At 67.7% G+C, this 14710-nt stretch carries 12 protein-coding genes; 6 read left to right on the top strand and 6 right to left on the bottom strand.

The genetic code is table 11. The features are described 5' to 3' along the window. Window positions 1-78 precede the first annotated feature (78 nt). Window positions 79-2685 (top strand): ATP-dependent chaperone ClpB, encoded by a 2607-nt coding sequence (gene clpB, locus V6V88_RS16890; RefSeq protein WP_338615689.1) that lies wholly within the window; start codon window positions 79-81, stop codon window positions 2683-2685. Between the two features lie 94 nt (window positions 2686-2779). Here clpB and V6V88_RS16885 read toward each other — a convergent pair whose 3' ends face one another. Both V6V88_RS16885 and V6V88_RS16880 read right to left on the bottom strand, forming a co-directional pair. Beyond that, the gene (locus V6V88_RS16885; RefSeq protein WP_062840639.1) at window positions 2780-4441 is read right to left on the bottom strand and encodes a hypothetical protein; all 1662 of its coding nucleotides are present in this window, start codon (window positions 4439-4441) and stop codon (window positions 2780-2782) included. 131 nt (window positions 4442-4572) lie between these two features. After that, the gene (locus tag V6V88_RS16880) at window positions 4573-5220 is read right to left on the bottom strand and encodes a TetR/AcrR family transcriptional regulator (protein WP_338619634.1); all 648 of its coding nucleotides are present in this window, start codon (window positions 5218-5220) and stop codon (window positions 4573-4575) included. A 161-nt stretch (window positions 5221-5381) separates the two neighbouring features. Between V6V88_RS16880 and V6V88_RS16875 the strand changes: the two genes are divergently transcribed. The 3 genes from V6V88_RS16875 to V6V88_RS16865 are packed head-to-tail and all read left to right on the top strand — an operon-like array spanning window position 5382 to window position 7936. Further along, on the top strand, window positions 5382-6593 hold the full coding sequence (locus V6V88_RS16875; protein WP_338615687.1) for a Tm-1-like ATP-binding domain-containing protein: 1212 nt from the start codon (window positions 5382-5384) through the stop codon (window positions 6591-6593). Window positions 6594-6649: 56 nt separating this feature from the next. Beyond that, on the top strand, window positions 6650-7435 hold the full coding sequence (locus V6V88_RS16870) for a phosphoenolpyruvate hydrolase family protein (protein WP_230964974.1): 786 nt from the start codon (window positions 6650-6652) through the stop codon (window positions 7433-7435). 57 nt (window positions 7436-7492) lie between these two features. Further along, a complete protein-coding gene (locus V6V88_RS16865; RefSeq protein ID WP_338615686.1) occupies window positions 7493-7936 on the top strand; it encodes an SRPBCC family protein in 444 nt (147 codons plus the stop codon). Window positions 7937-7961: 25 nt separating this feature from the next. On the opposite strand, the gene V6V88_RS16860 is transcribed toward V6V88_RS16865, so the two are convergent. Next, the gene (locus V6V88_RS16860; protein WP_338615685.1) at window positions 7962-8927 is read right to left on the bottom strand and encodes a LysR family transcriptional regulator; all 966 of its coding nucleotides are present in this window, start codon (window positions 8925-8927) and stop codon (window positions 7962-7964) included. An 89-nt stretch (window positions 8928-9016) separates the two neighbouring features. Between V6V88_RS16860 and V6V88_RS16855 the strand changes: the two genes are divergently transcribed. Next, window positions 9017-10474, top strand: coding sequence for a D-aminoacylase (locus V6V88_RS16855; RefSeq protein WP_338615683.1), 1458 nt, complete (start codon window positions 9017-9019; stop codon window positions 10472-10474). A gap of 28 nt (window positions 10475-10502) precedes the next feature. Continuing rightward, the gene (locus V6V88_RS16850; protein ID WP_056324159.1) at window positions 10503-11462 is read left to right on the top strand and encodes a tripartite tricarboxylate transporter substrate binding protein BugE; all 960 of its coding nucleotides are present in this window, start codon (window positions 10503-10505) and stop codon (window positions 11460-11462) included. Between the two features lie 25 nt (window positions 11463-11487). Here the strand turns inward: V6V88_RS16850 and V6V88_RS16845 are convergent, their stop codons facing one another. The 3 genes from V6V88_RS16845 to V6V88_RS16835 all read right to left on the bottom strand — a co-directional run bounded on the left by V6V88_RS16845 (window position 11488) and on the right by V6V88_RS16835 (window position 14701). After that, window positions 11488-12864, bottom strand: a complete 1377-nt coding sequence (locus V6V88_RS16845; RefSeq protein ID WP_338615681.1) for a sulfite reductase subunit alpha — start codon at window positions 12862-12864, stop codon at window positions 11488-11490. Between the two features lie 6 nt (window positions 12865-12870). Continuing rightward, window positions 12871-13818 (bottom strand): FAD:protein FMN transferase, encoded by a 948-nt coding sequence (locus V6V88_RS16840; RefSeq protein WP_338619630.1) that lies wholly within the window; start codon window positions 13816-13818, stop codon window positions 12871-12873. Window positions 13819-13900: 82 nt separating this feature from the next. Next, the gene (locus V6V88_RS16835) at window positions 13901-14701 is read right to left on the bottom strand and encodes a DUF4198 domain-containing protein (RefSeq protein ID WP_280004058.1); all 801 of its coding nucleotides are present in this window, start codon (window positions 14699-14701) and stop codon (window positions 13901-13903) included. Window positions 14702-14710 lie beyond the last annotated feature (9 nt).

The following is a 14710-nucleotide window of genomic DNA, read 5'->3' as shown; positions in this document are numbered from 1 at the left end:
CTCATCCGGCCACATATTCAGGTTATCGAGCCAGCCGGCACGTATCGGTCAGGCTCCCCACAAGCCAATACGACCATTATGCGATTCGACAAACTTACGACCAAGTTCCAACAAGCGCTGGCCGACGCGCAAAGTCTGGCCGCCCGCAACGATCATCCCTACATCGAACCCGTTCACGTGCTGTCCGCCCTGTTGTCAGACCCTGACAGCGGCGCCGGCAGCCTGTTGGCGCGGGCGGGCGTTGCGGTAAACCGTCTGGGCCCCGCCCTGGAGACGGCGCTCAAGTCCCTGCCGCAAGTGCAGGGCGATGACAACGTTCAGGTGGGCCGCGACCTGCAAGGCGTGCTGACGCGCACCGACAAGGAAGCCGCCCGCCGCGGCGACACCTACATCGCCAGCGAACTGTTCCTGCTTGCGCTGGCCGACGACAAGGGTGAGGCCGGCCGCTTCCTGCGCGAGGCGGGCCTGCAGAAAAAGGCCCTTGAAGCCGCGATCGACGCCGTGCGCGGCGGCGAGAACGTCTCCGGCGCGGAAGGCGAGGCCAACCGCGAAGCCCTGTCCAAGTACACGCTTGATCTGACCGAGCGCGCCCGCCAGGGCAAGCTTGACCCGGTCATCGGCCGAGACGACGAAATCCGCCGCACCATCCAGATCCTGCAGCGCCGCACCAAGAACAACCCCGTGCTGATCGGCGAACCCGGCGTCGGCAAGACCGCCATCGTCGAAGGCCTGGCGCAGCGCATCGTCAACGACGAGGTGCCCGAGACCCTGCGCGGCAAGCGCGTGTTGTCGCTGGACCTGGCGGCGCTGCTGGCGGGCGCCAAGTTCCGCGGCGAGTTCGAAGAACGTCTGAAAGCCGTGCTGAAAGAGCTGGGCCAGGACGACGGCCGCAACATCGTGTTCATCGACGAACTGCACACCATGGTGGGCGCGGGCAAGGCCGAAGGCGCGATGGACGCGGGCAACATGCTCAAGCCGGCGCTGGCGCGCGGCGAGCTGCACTGCATCGGCGCGACCACGCTCGACGAATACCGCAAGTACATCGAAAAGGACGCGGCGCTGGAGCGGCGCTTCCAGAAGGTGCTGGTCGACGAGCCCGACGTGGAGTCCACCATCGCCATCCTGCGCGGTCTGCAGGAACGCTATGAAATCCACCACGGCGTCGAGATCACCGACCCGGCGATCGTGGCGGCGGCCGAGCTGTCGCATCGCTACATCACCGACCGCTTCCTGCCCGACAAGGCCATCGACCTCATCGACGAGGCCGGTGCGCGCATCCGCATGGAGATCGACTCCAAGCCGGAAGTGATGGACAAGCTGGACCGCCGCATCATCCAGCTCAAGATCGAGCGCGAGGCCGTCAAGAAGGAAACGGACGACGCGTCCAAGCGCCGCCTGGGCGTCATCGAGGACGAGCTGCAAAAGCTGCAGCGCGAATACAACGACTTCGAGGAGATCTGGAAGGCCGAGAAGGCCGCCGTGCAGGGCACGCAGGCCATCAAGGAAGAGATCGACAACGTTCGCGCCGAGATGGCGGAATTGCAGCGTAAGGGCCAGTTCGACAAGCTGGCCGAGCTGCAGTATGGCAAGTTGCCGGACCTTGAGGCGCGCCTGAAGGCCGCCGAGGTAGGCGCCGCCGAGGCCGCTGAAAACGCTGAAGGCGACGAAACCCGTCCGCGCCTCTTGCGCACCCGCGTCGGCGCCGAGGAAATCGCCGAAGTCGTCTCGCGCGCCACCGGCATTCCGGTGTCCAAGATGATGCAGGGCGAACGCGAAAAGCTGCTGCACATGGAAGAATTCCTGCACAAGCGCGTGGTGGGCCAGGACGAGGCCGTGCGCCTGGTGTCCGATGCCATCCGCCGCTCTCGTGCAGGGCTGGCCGATCCGGCGCGTCCGTATGGGTCGTTCCTCTTCCTGGGGCCGACCGGCGTCGGCAAGACCGAACTGACCCGTGCGCTGGCCGAGTTCCTGTTCGACTCCGAAGAGCACATGATCCGCATCGACATGAGCGAGTTCATGGAGAAGCATTCGGTGGCGCGGCTGATCGGCGCGCCGCCCGGATACGTGGGTTACGAAGAGGGCGGCTACCTGACCGAAGCCGTGCGGCGCAAGCCCTATAGCGTGGTGCTGCTGGACGAAGTCGAAAAGGCGCATCCGGATGTGTTCAACGTGCTGCTGCAAGTGCTGGATGACGGCCGCCTGACCGACGGGCAGGGTCGCACCGTGGACTTCCGCAACACCGTCATCGTGATGACGTCCAACCTGGGTTCGCAGCATATCCAGACGCTGGCCGGCCAGCCGTACGACGTGGTCAAGGAAGTGGTGTGGGACGAGCTGAAGCAGACGCTGCGGCCGGAATTCCTGAACCGCATCGACGAAGTGGTGGTGTTCCATGGCCTGGAAGCGCAGCACATCGAGTCCATCGCCCGCATCCAGCTTCGCCGCCTTGGCGAACGCCTGGAAAAGCAGGAGATGCGGCTGGAAGTGACCGAACCGGCGCTGGCGGAACTGGCCCGCTCCGGCTTCGATCCGGTGTTTGGCGCGCGCCCCTTGAAGCGCGCGATCCAGCAGCAGATCGAGAACCCGGTGGCGCGCCTGATCCTGGAAGGCAGGTTCGGCCCGCGCGACGTGGTGCCGGTCGACTGGCAGGACGGCAAGTTCGTCTTCACCCGCACCTTGCAGTAAGCCTGCTGCATCAAACAGAATGCCCGGCGCGAGCCGGGCATTTTTTTGCCTGCGCCGCGCCGCCGAATAGGGTGGCGTAGGCGAGTCGATCAGATCAGTTCGCGACGGTCACGAACACCGGGTTCGAATAGAACCACAGGTCGTTGTAGTTGCGCGCGTTGATCGCGTTAAAGCGCGCCGCGTTGTCGGCCAGGTCGATCTTGGCGTCCGGCAGCGGTTCGCCCGCTGCGGTTTCGCCGGCCACGTCCACGCCAAGATTGGTGCCGCGCAGGCGCAGGTACTGGCTCTTGTCGGCGGTGATCGTGGTGGTGATGACGTTGTAGCCTTCGTCGTCCACTTTCCAGTCCGCCTTGGTGAAGCGAGCCAGCACGCGCGTCGTGGGATTGGTGTCGGCGTCGTATTCCGGCGTGCCTGCCTGGGCGCGTCCGGTCACGTCGCCCACGATGAGGTCCACGTGATGCACGGTGGGCTTCACGTAGGTCGGATTGCCGCTTTCGATCGGGTACTCGTAGTTGTTGCTGTCGGGGCTGCGAAAGCGGATGGTGACTTCCACCTTTTCGCCCTTGGCCGCCTTCAGCTCGCCGCCCATGTGCGCGGCGCCGGCCAAGCCCTTGGCCTGGAAGTCCAGCGCGTCGATCAGGTCGCCAAAGACGCCGAACATGCGGCCGCTCTTCAGGCCGGCCACCACCGCCGCCATGTCGTCACCGTCTTTCCAGACGTGCGTCTTGCTGTATTCGCCGGGCGCGTAGCCGCTGCTGTACAGGCCCGAGGCCGTGCGGAAGTGATAGTCCGAATCCGCCACGTTCCAGATGCGCCGGCCTTCGCCCAGCAGCGCGTCCCATGTGCCGCCCAGGTGCGCGACCAGGTAGTCCGTGCCGCCATAAGTGCGGTTGGGCAGGAAGGGCGTGGTGTACGCGGTGGCGTAGCCGCCGCGGTCCGGTTCCATCTGGTTGCCGACCATGCCTTCGATGGCGAAGAAGACGGTGGGCGCCAGGTCGTTCATCTCGCGCAGTTGGGCGATGGTGTACTTGCCCGCGTAACGCGAGGGGTGGTTCAGCAGCATGTAGCTGTCGGGGTGCTTGTCGCGCAGCCACTTCAGCGCGGCCAGCGCGTCGGCGTGCGTGGTGTAGGCGCGCGTCTGGCCGGACAGGCGCGAGACCAGCAGCGGGTCGAATTTGTTCGGATCGCGGTTGGTGAACAGGTATTCGAACTCGGCGACCGCCTCCAGCGACTTGGCCGACTGCGGATCGTTGTAGCCGATGCCGATGTTGACGTGGTCGTGCGTGGGCATGTCCCATTCGAACGACGAGAAGATGATCTTGCCGGCGTAGCGGCCCGCGGCTTGCGCCTGCTTGATGAAGGGCACCTCGTATTGCGCCATGCCTTGCGAAAACGGGATCGAGCCGCCCGCCAGGTTCACGCCCGTATGGTCGCGCGCGGACAGACGCAGGTGATTCGAGATCGCGGCCCAATCCAGCTTGTAGCGGTCGAACGCCTGGTCCAGCGCGCTTTCCAGGCTGACCTGGGCGTCGTCCGACTGGAACGTATGCACGTGCAGGTCGCCCGTGGACCACGCGCCGGTCTCGACCGGCTTGGGCTGCTCGGCGGGCGGCGTGGGATCGGTCACGACCGGAGGCGCCGGTTCGGGGGTGACTTCGTCATCGTCATCGCTGCCGCCGCAAGCGCTCAACAGGGTCACGCAAGCCAGCGACAAAGGCATGAGGGCTCGCCGCAGGCGGGATACTTCGAACTGCATCTACAACACTCCAACGTCATGGCGGCGTGCAACACGCACTGCCGCGAAGCGCGCCACTATGCGGGCGGGGAATGACGTGGGAATGACAGCGGCGAGCGCGGACGCGGATCTGGCCCGCTGTCCGGGCCGGTCTATTTCTTGCCGGCTTTGGCTTCGGCCAGGGCCTGGGTGATGATGGCGTTGGCGGTCCAGCGCACGACGTCGGTGACGCCGGGCAGGTCGAGTTTCCAGATGTCCTTGAGCACCAGGAACACCTCGGTGCCGTACACCAGCGACAGCGCCTGCGCGACGCGCTCCTGTTGTGCCGGCGTCAGGTCGGCGGCAAGCGGGGCGATGGCGCGCTTCAGGATGTCGACCCGATGGCCGCGCACTAGCCGGGGCTCGGCGTCGGCCTTGCCGGCGCTGGCTTGCGCGTGCTGTTGCAGCGACACCAGGATGGCGGCGCGCAAGGGCGCTTCGTGCGCTTCCAGCCGCGGATAGGCGAATTGCAGCAGCTCGTCGACACGGGCCGCGGCGTCGGGCGCGTCGGAATTCCAGGCGAGGATGGGGCCCAGGCTCTCGTCGACCACGGCCGCGATCAGCGCGCTCTGGCTGGGGAAATAGCGGTAGGCGGTGGCACGCGAGACGCGGGCGTGCTCGGCCAGTTCGGCGACGGACGGCGTGACGCCTTGCGCCATCAATTGCTGGGCGGCCTCGAGCAGCGTCTTGCGCATCCGGGCGCGCGGCCCGTGGGGCGGTTCGCCGCTGGCGGCCGCCTGCGGGCTGGCCGGGGCGATCAGCTTGGCGCCGCTTGCAAGCGCGGACCCCTTGCGAACAGGGGAGTCGGATTGACGTGAGACAGGTGTCTCAGTATGATTCTTTCGTCTCATTTCTGGATTCTACAGGCCTTTGGCCTCACATATCGAGGCGCGCACGGAGTGTAGCCGCCCGCGGAGGAGTCATGACGCATACCAAGCAGCGGGTGTTTGTGGCCGCGACCTACGACACCAAGGGCCACGAGGCCGAGTACGTGGTGGACTTACTCCGGCGTGAAGGCCTGGACGTGGTGTCGGTGGACGTGTCGACCTCGGGCGCGCCCAGCGCCGCCAACGTCTCGGCGCAGGAGATCGCGCGCAGCCATCCGGAGGGCGCGGGTGCGGTCTTCACCGGCGACCGGGGCTCGGCCATCGCGGCCATGGCGTTGGCGTTCGAGCGTTATGCCGCCGGCAACGCCGAGATCGGCGCGCTGCTGGGCCTGGGCGGATCGGGCGGCACCGCGCTCATCACGCCCGCGATGCGCGCGCTGCCCATCGGCACGCCCAAAGTGATGGTGTCCACGATGGCCTCGGGCAATGTCGCACCCTATGTGGGCCCGTCCGACATCGCGATGATGTATTCCGTGACCGACGTGGCGGGCCTGAACCGAATCTCGCGCCGCGTGCTGGCCAATGCGGCCGGGGCGATCGGCGGCGCGTTCCGCCAGGCGGCGAATGCGGCCGCCGACGACGGCCGGCCCGCCGTGGGCATCACCATGTTCGGCGTCACCACCGCCTGCGTGCAACAGGTCACGCCGCTGCTGGAATCGCAGTTCGACTGCCTGGTGTTCCATGCCACGGGCACGGGCGGCCAGTCGATGGAAAAGCTGCTGGACAGCCGCCTGCTGGCGGGCGTGCTGGACCTGACCACCACCGAGGTCTGCGACCTGTTGTTCGGCGGCGTGCTGGCCTGCACGCAAGACCGCTTCGGCGCCGTCGCGCGCACGGGCGCGCCGTATGTCGGTTCGTGCGGTGCGCTGGATATGGTCAATTTCGGCGCGATGGACACGGTGCCCGAGCGCTACCGCGGCCGGCTGTTTTACCCGCATAACCCGCAGGTCACGCTGATGCGCACGACCGCCGAGGAAAACACCCGGCAGGGCGAATGGATCGCCGACCGGCTGAACCGCTGCGACGGGCCGGTGCGCTTCCTGATCCCCGAGGGCGGCGTATCCGCGCTGGACGCGCCGGGCCAGGCATTCTGGGACCCCGAGGCCGATGCCGCGCTGTTTGCCGCACTTGAAGCCAATCTGCGGCAGACGGCAGACCGCCGGCTGATCCGCGTGCCTTGCCACATCAACGATCCGCTGTTCGCGAAAACGGCGGTCGACCACTTTCTTGAAATTGCCGCAAATTAAGGATTGCCGCCATGCCGCGTTTTGACCGTCACGAACTGCTGGACAAGTTCCGCGCCATGGTGCGCGCCCGCACGCCCATCGTGGGCGGAGGCGCGGGCACCGGGCTGTCGGCCAAGTGCGAGGAAGCGGGCGGCATCGACCTTATCGTGATCTACAACTCGGGCCGCTACCGCATGGCCGGCCGCGGCTCGCTCGCCGGCCTCCTGGCCTACGGCAACGCCAACGAGATCGTCGTGGACATGGGCCGCGAAGTGCTGCCGGTGGTCAAGAAGACGCCGGTGCTGGCCGGCGTGAACGGCACCGACCCCTTCTGCGATTTCGATGTCTTCCTGGACGACCTGAAGCGCCAGGGCTTTGCCGGTGTGCAGAACTTTCCCACCGTCGGCCTCATCGACGGCAACTTCCGCGCCAATCTTGAAGAGACAGGCATGGGGTACGCGCTGGAAGTGGACATGATCCGCCTGGCGCACCAGAAGGGAATGCTGACCACGCCGTATGTCTTTAACGAGGACGATGCGGTGGCGATGGCCCGCGCGGGCGCGGACATCATCGTGGCGCACATGGGCCTGACCACCGGCGGGTCAATCGGCGCCGAGACTGCCCTGACCCTGGACGATTGCGTGGGCGCCATCGACCGTATCGCCGAGGCCGCGTTGGCCGTGCGCCCGGATATCATCGTGCTTTGCCATGGCGGTCCGATTGCAATGCCCGAGGATGCGGCGTACGTGCTGCGCGCCTGCAAGCATTGCCACGGCTTCTACGGCGCCAGCTCGATGGAGCGCCTGCCGACCGAACAGGCCCTGACGGCCGCCACGCGTGAATTCAAGAACCTGACCTTCTGATCCGCATTGCCGCAGTTTCCCCCTGATTCGACGCGCATCGCGTCCGCCGGAGCCCGTATGCCGCACACCGTACACATCACCGCCATCGTCAACGCGCCGCTGGACAAGGTCTGGCCGTTGTTCCGCGACTTCAATGGTCTTGGGGGCTGGCATCCCGGCGTGGCGCAAAGCCGCCTGGAAGAGGGCGGCCGCCACGACGCCGTGGGCTCGGTGCGGCACCTGACGCTCAAGCCGTCCGGCTTCGTGCGCGAACAGCTGCTGATGCTGGACGATCCCAATACCGCACTGCGGTACTCGATCATCGACACCGACCTGCCCATGCGCGACTACGTCGCGGGCATATCGCTGCATCCCATCACCGAGGGGGGCGGCACGCTGGTGCAGTGGTGGGCCGACTTCCGCGTGGAAGGCGCGCCGCTCAGCGATGTGGCTGAGGCCGTGGGACAGAACGTGTTCGCGGCGGGATTGGCTGCGCTGGATGAAAAGCTGCGCGGTAAGTGAGGGTGTCAGACACCTATTGGTGCGATTAGTGCTTCTGCCGCCCCGCAGATAGTCGGCGGCAGCCCGGGGGTAGCTGAGCCGTTCGCAGGTAGCCGTGGATGGCCGCGATCAATGCCTGTGCCGCCGGGCTCAGCGGGTATTCCTTGTTGCGGATGATGCACAGCGTGCGCACCACGGTTGGCCGCGCCAGCAGTGCGTAGGCCAGGCCCGGTTCCATGACGCGCTGCGCAGCCAATGCCGGCAGCAGCGCCACGCCCATGCCCGCCTTGACCAGCGCCGCCTGCGACGTGGTGCTGGACGCTTCATAGAACGGCGCCGCGGCCTCGATCGGCAGGTCCGCGCGGGCGCGCAGCAGCGCCATGATCCCTGTTTCATCCACCACGCCCACCAGCTTGCGGCCGGCCAGATCGGACCAGCGCATCGCGCCGTCGCGGCCCGGGTGCAGACTGGCGTCGTCCTGCCGGTAGAGCACGCCAAAGCGGTCCTCCAGCAAGGCGTCGAACTGCAGGCCGGGGGCGTCGGCCCAGCGGCTGGTCAGGCCAAAATCGACCTCGCGCGCGGCCACTTTGCGCTGGATGCGGCCGGAGTTGTCGTCGCTGAGATACACGCGCACCGCCGGATACTGCGCGGCGAACACGGCGGCCGCCGGTGCGATGAGCTGCGTGATGGCGGACGGCGCCGCCGCCACGCCTACCCGCCCGCGTTCCAGCGCGCCAAAACGCACCACGTCCTCGATCACGCCGTCAAAGTCGGCCAGCAGCCGCATGACGCGCGGCAGGAATTCCTCGCCGGCCGGGGTCAGCAGCACGCGCCGGCTGGTGCGCGCGAAGAGCTGCGTGCCAAGCGCGTCCTCAAGCTGGCGCACCAGGCTGGTAACCGACGACTGCGTCTGGAACAGGCGTTTGGCGGCGTGCGTGAAACTGGATTCCTGCGCCACCGCGACGAACGCGGTCAGGTGCTTCAACGTGACGTGCTTGGGCAGACGATGCATTTCAAAACGTGATAGATGGATCAATAAAAACAATTTTTCCAGATTGATCGCCCCGACGATACTAGGGCCTTCATCAAGGCAGGAACACCATGCAGGGCACTCTGGATCTGATCATCGAAGGCGGCTGGCTCATCGACGGGCTGGGCGGTCCGCGCCAGCGCGCCGACGTGGGCGTGGCGGGTGAGCGCATCGCGGCCATCGGCGACCTGTCGGCAGTCAAGGCCGCCCGGCGCGTGGACGCTGCCGGTAAGATCGTGGCGCCCGGCTTCATCGACGTGCATGGTCATGACGACCTGATGTTCGTGGAAAAGCCGGACCTTGCCTGGAAAACCAGCCAGGGCGTCACGTCGGTGGTGGTGGGCAACTGTGGCGTCAGCGGCGCGCCCGCACCGTTGCCCGGCAATACCGCGGCCGCGCTGGCGCTGCTGGGCGAGACACCGCTATTCGCCAGCATGCAGGCCTACTTCGACGAATTGCGCGAGCGCCAGCCGGTGATCAATGTGGCCGCGCTGGTGGGGCACGCGAATCTGCGCCTTGCGGCGATGCGCGACCCGGCGGCGCAACCGACCCCCGCCGAACAGGAATCCATGCAGCGCATGCTGGCCGACGCGCTGGACGCCGGCGCGGTGGGCTTCAGCACCGGCCTGGCCTATCAGCCAGGGGGCGTGGCGCAACCGCCCGAACTGGAAGGTCTGGCGCGGGTGGCGGCGGCACGGGGCGCGATGCACACCAGCCATATCCGCAACGAAGGCGATGCGGTCGAGGCCGCCGTGGACGAGGTGCTGAGCATCGGCCGCAACACCGGTTGCGCCACCGTGCTGTCGCATCACAAGTGCATGATGCCGCGCAATTGGGGCAAAAGCGCCGCCACGCTTGCCAACATCGACCGCGCCCGTGCCGAGGGCGTGGACGTGGCGCTGGACATCTACCCGTATCCCGGCAGCTCGACCATCCTGATCCCCGAGCGCGCCGACACCATCGACGACATTCGCATCACGTGGTCGACCCCCCACCCCGAGTGCAACGGCGAATATCTGAGCGATATCGCGGCGCGCTGGGGGTGCGACAAGACGACGGCGGCCGAACGCTTGTGCCCGGCGGGCGCGATCTATTTCGCAATGGACGAGGACGAAGTGCGCCGCATCTTCCAGCATGAGTGCTGCATGGTGGGCTCCGACGGCCTGCCGAACGACGCGCATCCGCATCCCCGGCTGTGGGGCAGCTTCACGCGCGTCTTGGGCAGATATGTGCGCGAGGCCCGGCTGGTGACGCTGGAGGCGGCCGTGGCCAAGATGACCGCATTACCCGCACGCGTCTTCGGCCTGACGGACCGCGGCCGGATCGCCGTGGGCGCATGGGCCGACATCGTGGTGTTCGATGCCGAGACGGTGATCGACCGCGCCACGTGGGAGGCGCCGACGCTGGCATCCGATGGCGTGGCACACGTGCTGGTCAATGGCACACCGGTATATCCGGCCGCGGCAAACATGCCGCGGCCTGGCCGCATCCTTCGCCGCGATCCGGCCGCGGCGCAACCCCTTTCATAACAACAGCCGTTCCAGGAGATCCACCATCATGTTCCGCAAGACTTGCGCCGCCCTGGCGCTGGCCGCCGCGCTGCCGGCCGCACACGCCGCCTTTCCCGACCGCCCGATTACCCTGATCGTGCCGTTCCCGGCCGGCGGCCCCACGGATATCGTCGGCCGCGTGGCCGCCGCCAAGGCGGGCGAGATCCTGGGCCAGCAGATCGTGGTCGAAAACCGCACCGGCGCGTCCGGCACCATCGGCATGACGGCCACGGCGCGCGCCAAGCCGGACGGCTACACCGTGGGGCTGGCCACCGTCAGCACGCACGGCACGGCGCCGCACCTGTTTCCCAACCTGGCCTATGACCCGGTCAAGGACTTCACGCCCATCAGCAACCTGGTGACCAGCCCCAACATCCTCAGCGTGAATCCGAATTTTCCGGCCAAGACGCTGGCCGAATTCGTGACTCACGTGCGCGCCAATCCCGGCAAGGACGGCTACGCCAATGCGGGCGCGGGCGGCGTGAACGACCTGGGCATGATCTGGTTCCTGCAGATCATCGGCGGCAAGATGAACAGCATTTCGTACCGCGGTTCGGCGCCTGCGCTGACCGACACGGTGGGCGGCGTGGTGCCGGTGATCTTCGACAATTTCCCGTCGTCGCTGCCCTACGTCAAGAGCAATCACCTAAAGGCGCTGGCGATCACCGGCACGGCGCGCAACCCGCGCCTGCCGGACGTGCCGACCTTTGCCGAGCAAGGCTACAAGGATTACGACGTGACGGCGTGGTACGGCGTGGTGGGTCCGGCCAACATGCCGGCCGACGTGCGCGACAAGCTGGCCGATGCCTTTGCCCGCGCGGTGCGCGACCCGGCCACGGCCGCAAAGATGGAAGAGACGGGCGCGTTTCCGCTGGGCAACACGCCGGCGCAGTTTGGCGAGCAGATCAGCACCGAACGCGATCGCTGGAAGACGGTGATCGACCGCGCGCAGATCAAGCTGCAGTAACCGGTCCGGGCAACCCGGCGCGCGTTCAATACACGTCGCGCCGGTAGCCCCCGGCATGCTGCAGCGCCTGCAGGCGGTCCTCGCCCAGGATCTCGCGCAGCGCGGCATCCACGCCGCCCGCCATGCCTTGCAGGCTGCCGCAGACGTACACCGCGGCCCCTGCGTCCACCCAGTCGCGCAGGGCGCCGGCCTGTTCGCGCAGGCAATGCTGCACGTAGCGGCGTTCGGCCTGGTCGCGTGAGAACACCCAATCCACGCGCGCCAACGTGCCGTCTTGCCGCCACGCGTCGATTTCATCGCCGCAGAACCGGTCATGGGCGGCATTGCGCTCGCCAAAAACCAGCCAATTGCGAAGGTGCCCGGCCGCGCGGCGCGCCTTAATGAGCGCGCGCAGGCCGGCTAGACCCGTGCCATTGCCGATCAGGATCAGCGGACGGCCGTCCTCGGGCGGATGGAAATTGCGGTTGGCGCGCACGCGCAGCGCGATGTCGTCGCCGGGCTGCGCAATGTGCGTGAGCCATCCGCTGCCCAGCCCCAGCACGCCGTCCGAGCCGCGCATCTGGCGCACCAGCAGTTCAATGGCGCCGTCAGCGGGCAATGAAGCGATGGAGTATTCGCGATGCGCCTGCAAGTCGCCGCCGCGTTCCCGCCGGGGGCCGATCTCGGCGATGTCGCCCGCCTGCCATGACGCGGGGCGGCCAGCAGGCGGCGTCAGCGTCAGCAGGTAGCAGGGCCCGCCCTGGCTATCGGGATTGAGCATCGTCCGGCCGGCGAGGCGCCAGGTGTCGTAGACCGGCGCTTCCCAGTCGGGCAGGTCGTTGCGGCCCGCCAGCAAGCCCAGGTGATGCTGCCAATGACGCAGCGCGGCGGCGTCGTCGTTGTCCACCTCGACCAGGTCGAAGAGCGGCGCCGCGCCGTGCGCTTGCAGCCAGTCGTCCAGCCGGTGGCCGAAGCCGCAGAAATGCGCGTATTCACTGTCGCCCAGCGCCAGCACGGCGTAGTGCGCGCCCGCAAGCGCGGCGCCTTGCGGCGTTGCTTGCATCATGCCGGCAAAGGCCGCCGCCGCGTCGGGCGGATCGCCTTCGCCGTAGGTGCTGACGATGAACAGCATGCGCCGGTACGCCGCCAGCCGTGCAATGTCCAATTGGTCCAGCGAGGCGACGCGCACGGTCAGGCCGCCGGCGCGCAGCGATTCCGCGGTCTGCGTGGCCAGGGACTCGGCATAGCCGGTCTGGCTGGCATAGGCGACCAGCAGGGCGTCTTCGGGCGCGGGGGCGCCAAGGGCCTGCAGCGCAAGCGCATGTTGGGCGTCTTGGCGGCGGGCGCGCCGCCAGGCCCACAGGCACAGCAGCAGCCAGCCCAGCACCACGCACGCCGCTGCAATCAACCGGGTATAAAACATGAGCATTCAGGGCGCAAGGGCCAGAGCCTCGAACTGCGGCGTGGCCACGACGCGCCAGGCGTCTTCCCCGCGCAGAATGAAAAGCGCCGCGAGACCATGGCGGCGCGCGTAGGCCAGCCCGTCGGTGTCGCCCAGCACCGTCAGCACGGTGGCCAGCGCGTCGGCCTGCATGCAGACAGGATGCAGCACCGTCACGGACGCCACCGCATTGCGCACCGGCCGGCCGGTGCGCGGGTCGATCGTATGGGCGTAGCGCGCATCGCCGTCGCCCGCGTGGCGCCGGTAGTCGCCGGATGTGGCGATGCTGCAGTTCTCCAGCGGCAAGGCCAGCGCATGGTCGTCGCTGGCGTCGGGCACCTCGATGGCCACGCGCCACGGCTGTCCGTCGGGGCGTTTGCCGCGCGCGCGCAATTCGCCGCCGACTTCGACCAGGTAATCGGTGATGCCCAAGGCATCGAGCGCCATCGCGGCGCGGTCCACGCCGAACCCTTTGGCGATGGACGACAGGTCCAGATACACGCCGCCGGGCTGCCACGCCGCGCGGCGGTCATCGTCCAGCTGCACACGTTGCCAGCCGCAGCGCTCGCGCGCCGCCTGGATGGCGGCGGGCGAGGGCGGTTCAAAGGCGCGCTGGTGCGGACCGAAGCCCCACGCATTGACCAGCGGTCCCACGGTGGGGTCGTAGGCACCGCCGCTGTCTTGGGCCAGCATCAGCGCATGGCGCAGCACATGGAAGAACTCGGCCGGCAGCGTCTGCCAGCCAGGCGCGGCGCGGTTGTAGCGGCTGATGTCAGAGTCCGCCTCCCATGTGCTCATCTGCGCGACCACTTCGTCCAGCGCGGCCTGGATGGCTTGCCGCGCCGCCGCGTCGGCCACGCCTGCGGGCAACGCCATGCGCGCGGACCACGTGGTGCCCATGGTGGCGCCGGCCAATGCGGCCGGGCGCGCGGGCATCGCGCCATAGGCGATGCGAACGGCGGGCGCCGCCGCGCCGCGCGGCGCATAGGAAGGGGCGTTGGCCACGCGCGCCGCTGCCTTACGGTTGCAGGACTTCGACGGTGCCCGCGTACGACAGGCGGCGCTTCTTGGCCTGCGGCACGGTGACCTTGGCGTCTTCCATGCCGGCTTCGATCCAGTACAGACCGGGCTGCGGCCACTTGATCGAGAACTTGCCGTCCTTGCCGGTCTTGACCGCGATCTCGCCGACCTTGTCGCGATAGCGGCTGCCGCCGGGCACGACGGTCACGTCCAGGTCTGCGGCGGGCTGGCCGTCCAGCAGCATCTGGAACGTGGCGGCTTCGTCCGTGAAGAGGTCGTTCGGGTGCGTCACCGGCGCCAGCTCCAGGCCGCGGCCCACGGGCTTGACTGCCGACGGCTTGCCCGCGGTCACGAAGGTTTCGACGCGGCCCAGGCTTTGCGACACTTCAAGCTCATCGGCTTTGGCCGGGACGGCCTGCGCCAGTCCGTCGGCCTTGCCGAAATAGCGCTTGTTCTTGCCGTCTTCCTTCCAGCGTGCGAACACGCCATCGTTGACCACGGCCACGCGGTAGGTGCCGGCCTGCTTGAGCTGCAGATCGAAGGTGCTGCGCAGCTTGCCGCGGTTGATGTTCTCGGCTTCGGCGGCATTGCCGTCCGGCGCGGTCACGGTCAGGCCGTCCAGGCGCAGCGGCGCGTGATTGAAGTAGAACTTGTCGTTGCCGACCGCGGCGTCCACGGTGATCCAGCTATCGGTGCCCGACAGCACGGTGGAGGACGGCACGATCCAGACGTCATGCGCGTGGGCGGCAAAGGGCAGGCACAGCGCCAGCGCGGCGGCCAGTTTGGCGGCGGTTTTCATCGTTGCGTT

This window comes from Achromobacter sp. E1 (genome assembly GCF_037039475.1).
In the GTDB taxonomy this organism is placed as follows: domain Bacteria; phylum Pseudomonadota; class Gammaproteobacteria; order Burkholderiales; family Burkholderiaceae_B; genus Achromobacter; species Achromobacter mucicolens.
This window is presented reverse-complemented; position numbering and strand designations above follow the sequence as displayed.

What these genes read in the sequence shown, in the direction of transcription:
- clpB (WP_338615689.1), top strand. Translation starts at nt 79, where the DNA reads ATGCGATTCGACAAACTTACGACCAAGTTCCAACAAGCGCTGGCCGAC.
- V6V88_RS16885 (WP_062840639.1), bottom strand. Translation starts at nt 4,441, where the DNA reads ATGCAGTTCGAAGTATCCCGCCTGCGGCGAGCCCTCATGCCTTTGTCG.
- V6V88_RS16875 (WP_338615687.1), top strand. Translation starts at nt 5,382, where the DNA reads ATGACGCATACCAAGCAGCGGGTGTTTGTGGCCGCGACCTACGACACC.
- V6V88_RS16870 (WP_230964974.1), top strand. Translation starts at nt 6,650, where the DNA reads ATGGTGCGCGCCCGCACGCCCATCGTGGGCGGAGGCGCGGGCACCGGG.
- V6V88_RS16865 (WP_338615686.1), top strand. Translation starts at nt 7,493, where the DNA reads ATGCCGCACACCGTACACATCACCGCCATCGTCAACGCGCCGCTGGAC.
- V6V88_RS16860 (WP_338615685.1), bottom strand. Translation starts at nt 8,927, where the DNA reads ATGCATCGTCTGCCCAAGCACGTCACGTTGAAGCACCTGACCGCGTTC.
- V6V88_RS16855 (WP_338615683.1), top strand. Translation starts at nt 9,017, where the DNA reads ATGCAGGGCACTCTGGATCTGATCATCGAAGGCGGCTGGCTCATCGAC.
- V6V88_RS16850 (WP_056324159.1), top strand. Translation starts at nt 10,503, where the DNA reads ATGTTCCGCAAGACTTGCGCCGCCCTGGCGCTGGCCGCCGCGCTGCCG.
- V6V88_RS16845 (WP_338615681.1), bottom strand. Translation starts at nt 12,864, where the DNA reads ATGTTTTATACCCGGTTGATTGCAGCGGCGTGCGTGGTGCTGGGCTGG.
- V6V88_RS16840 (WP_338619630.1), bottom strand. Translation starts at nt 13,818, where the DNA reads ATGCCCGCGCGCCCGGCCGCATTGGCCGGCGCCACCATGGGCACCACG.
- V6V88_RS16835 (WP_280004058.1), bottom strand. Translation starts at nt 14,701, where the DNA reads ATGAAAACCGCCGCCAAACTGGCCGCCGCGCTGGCGCTGTGCCTGCCC.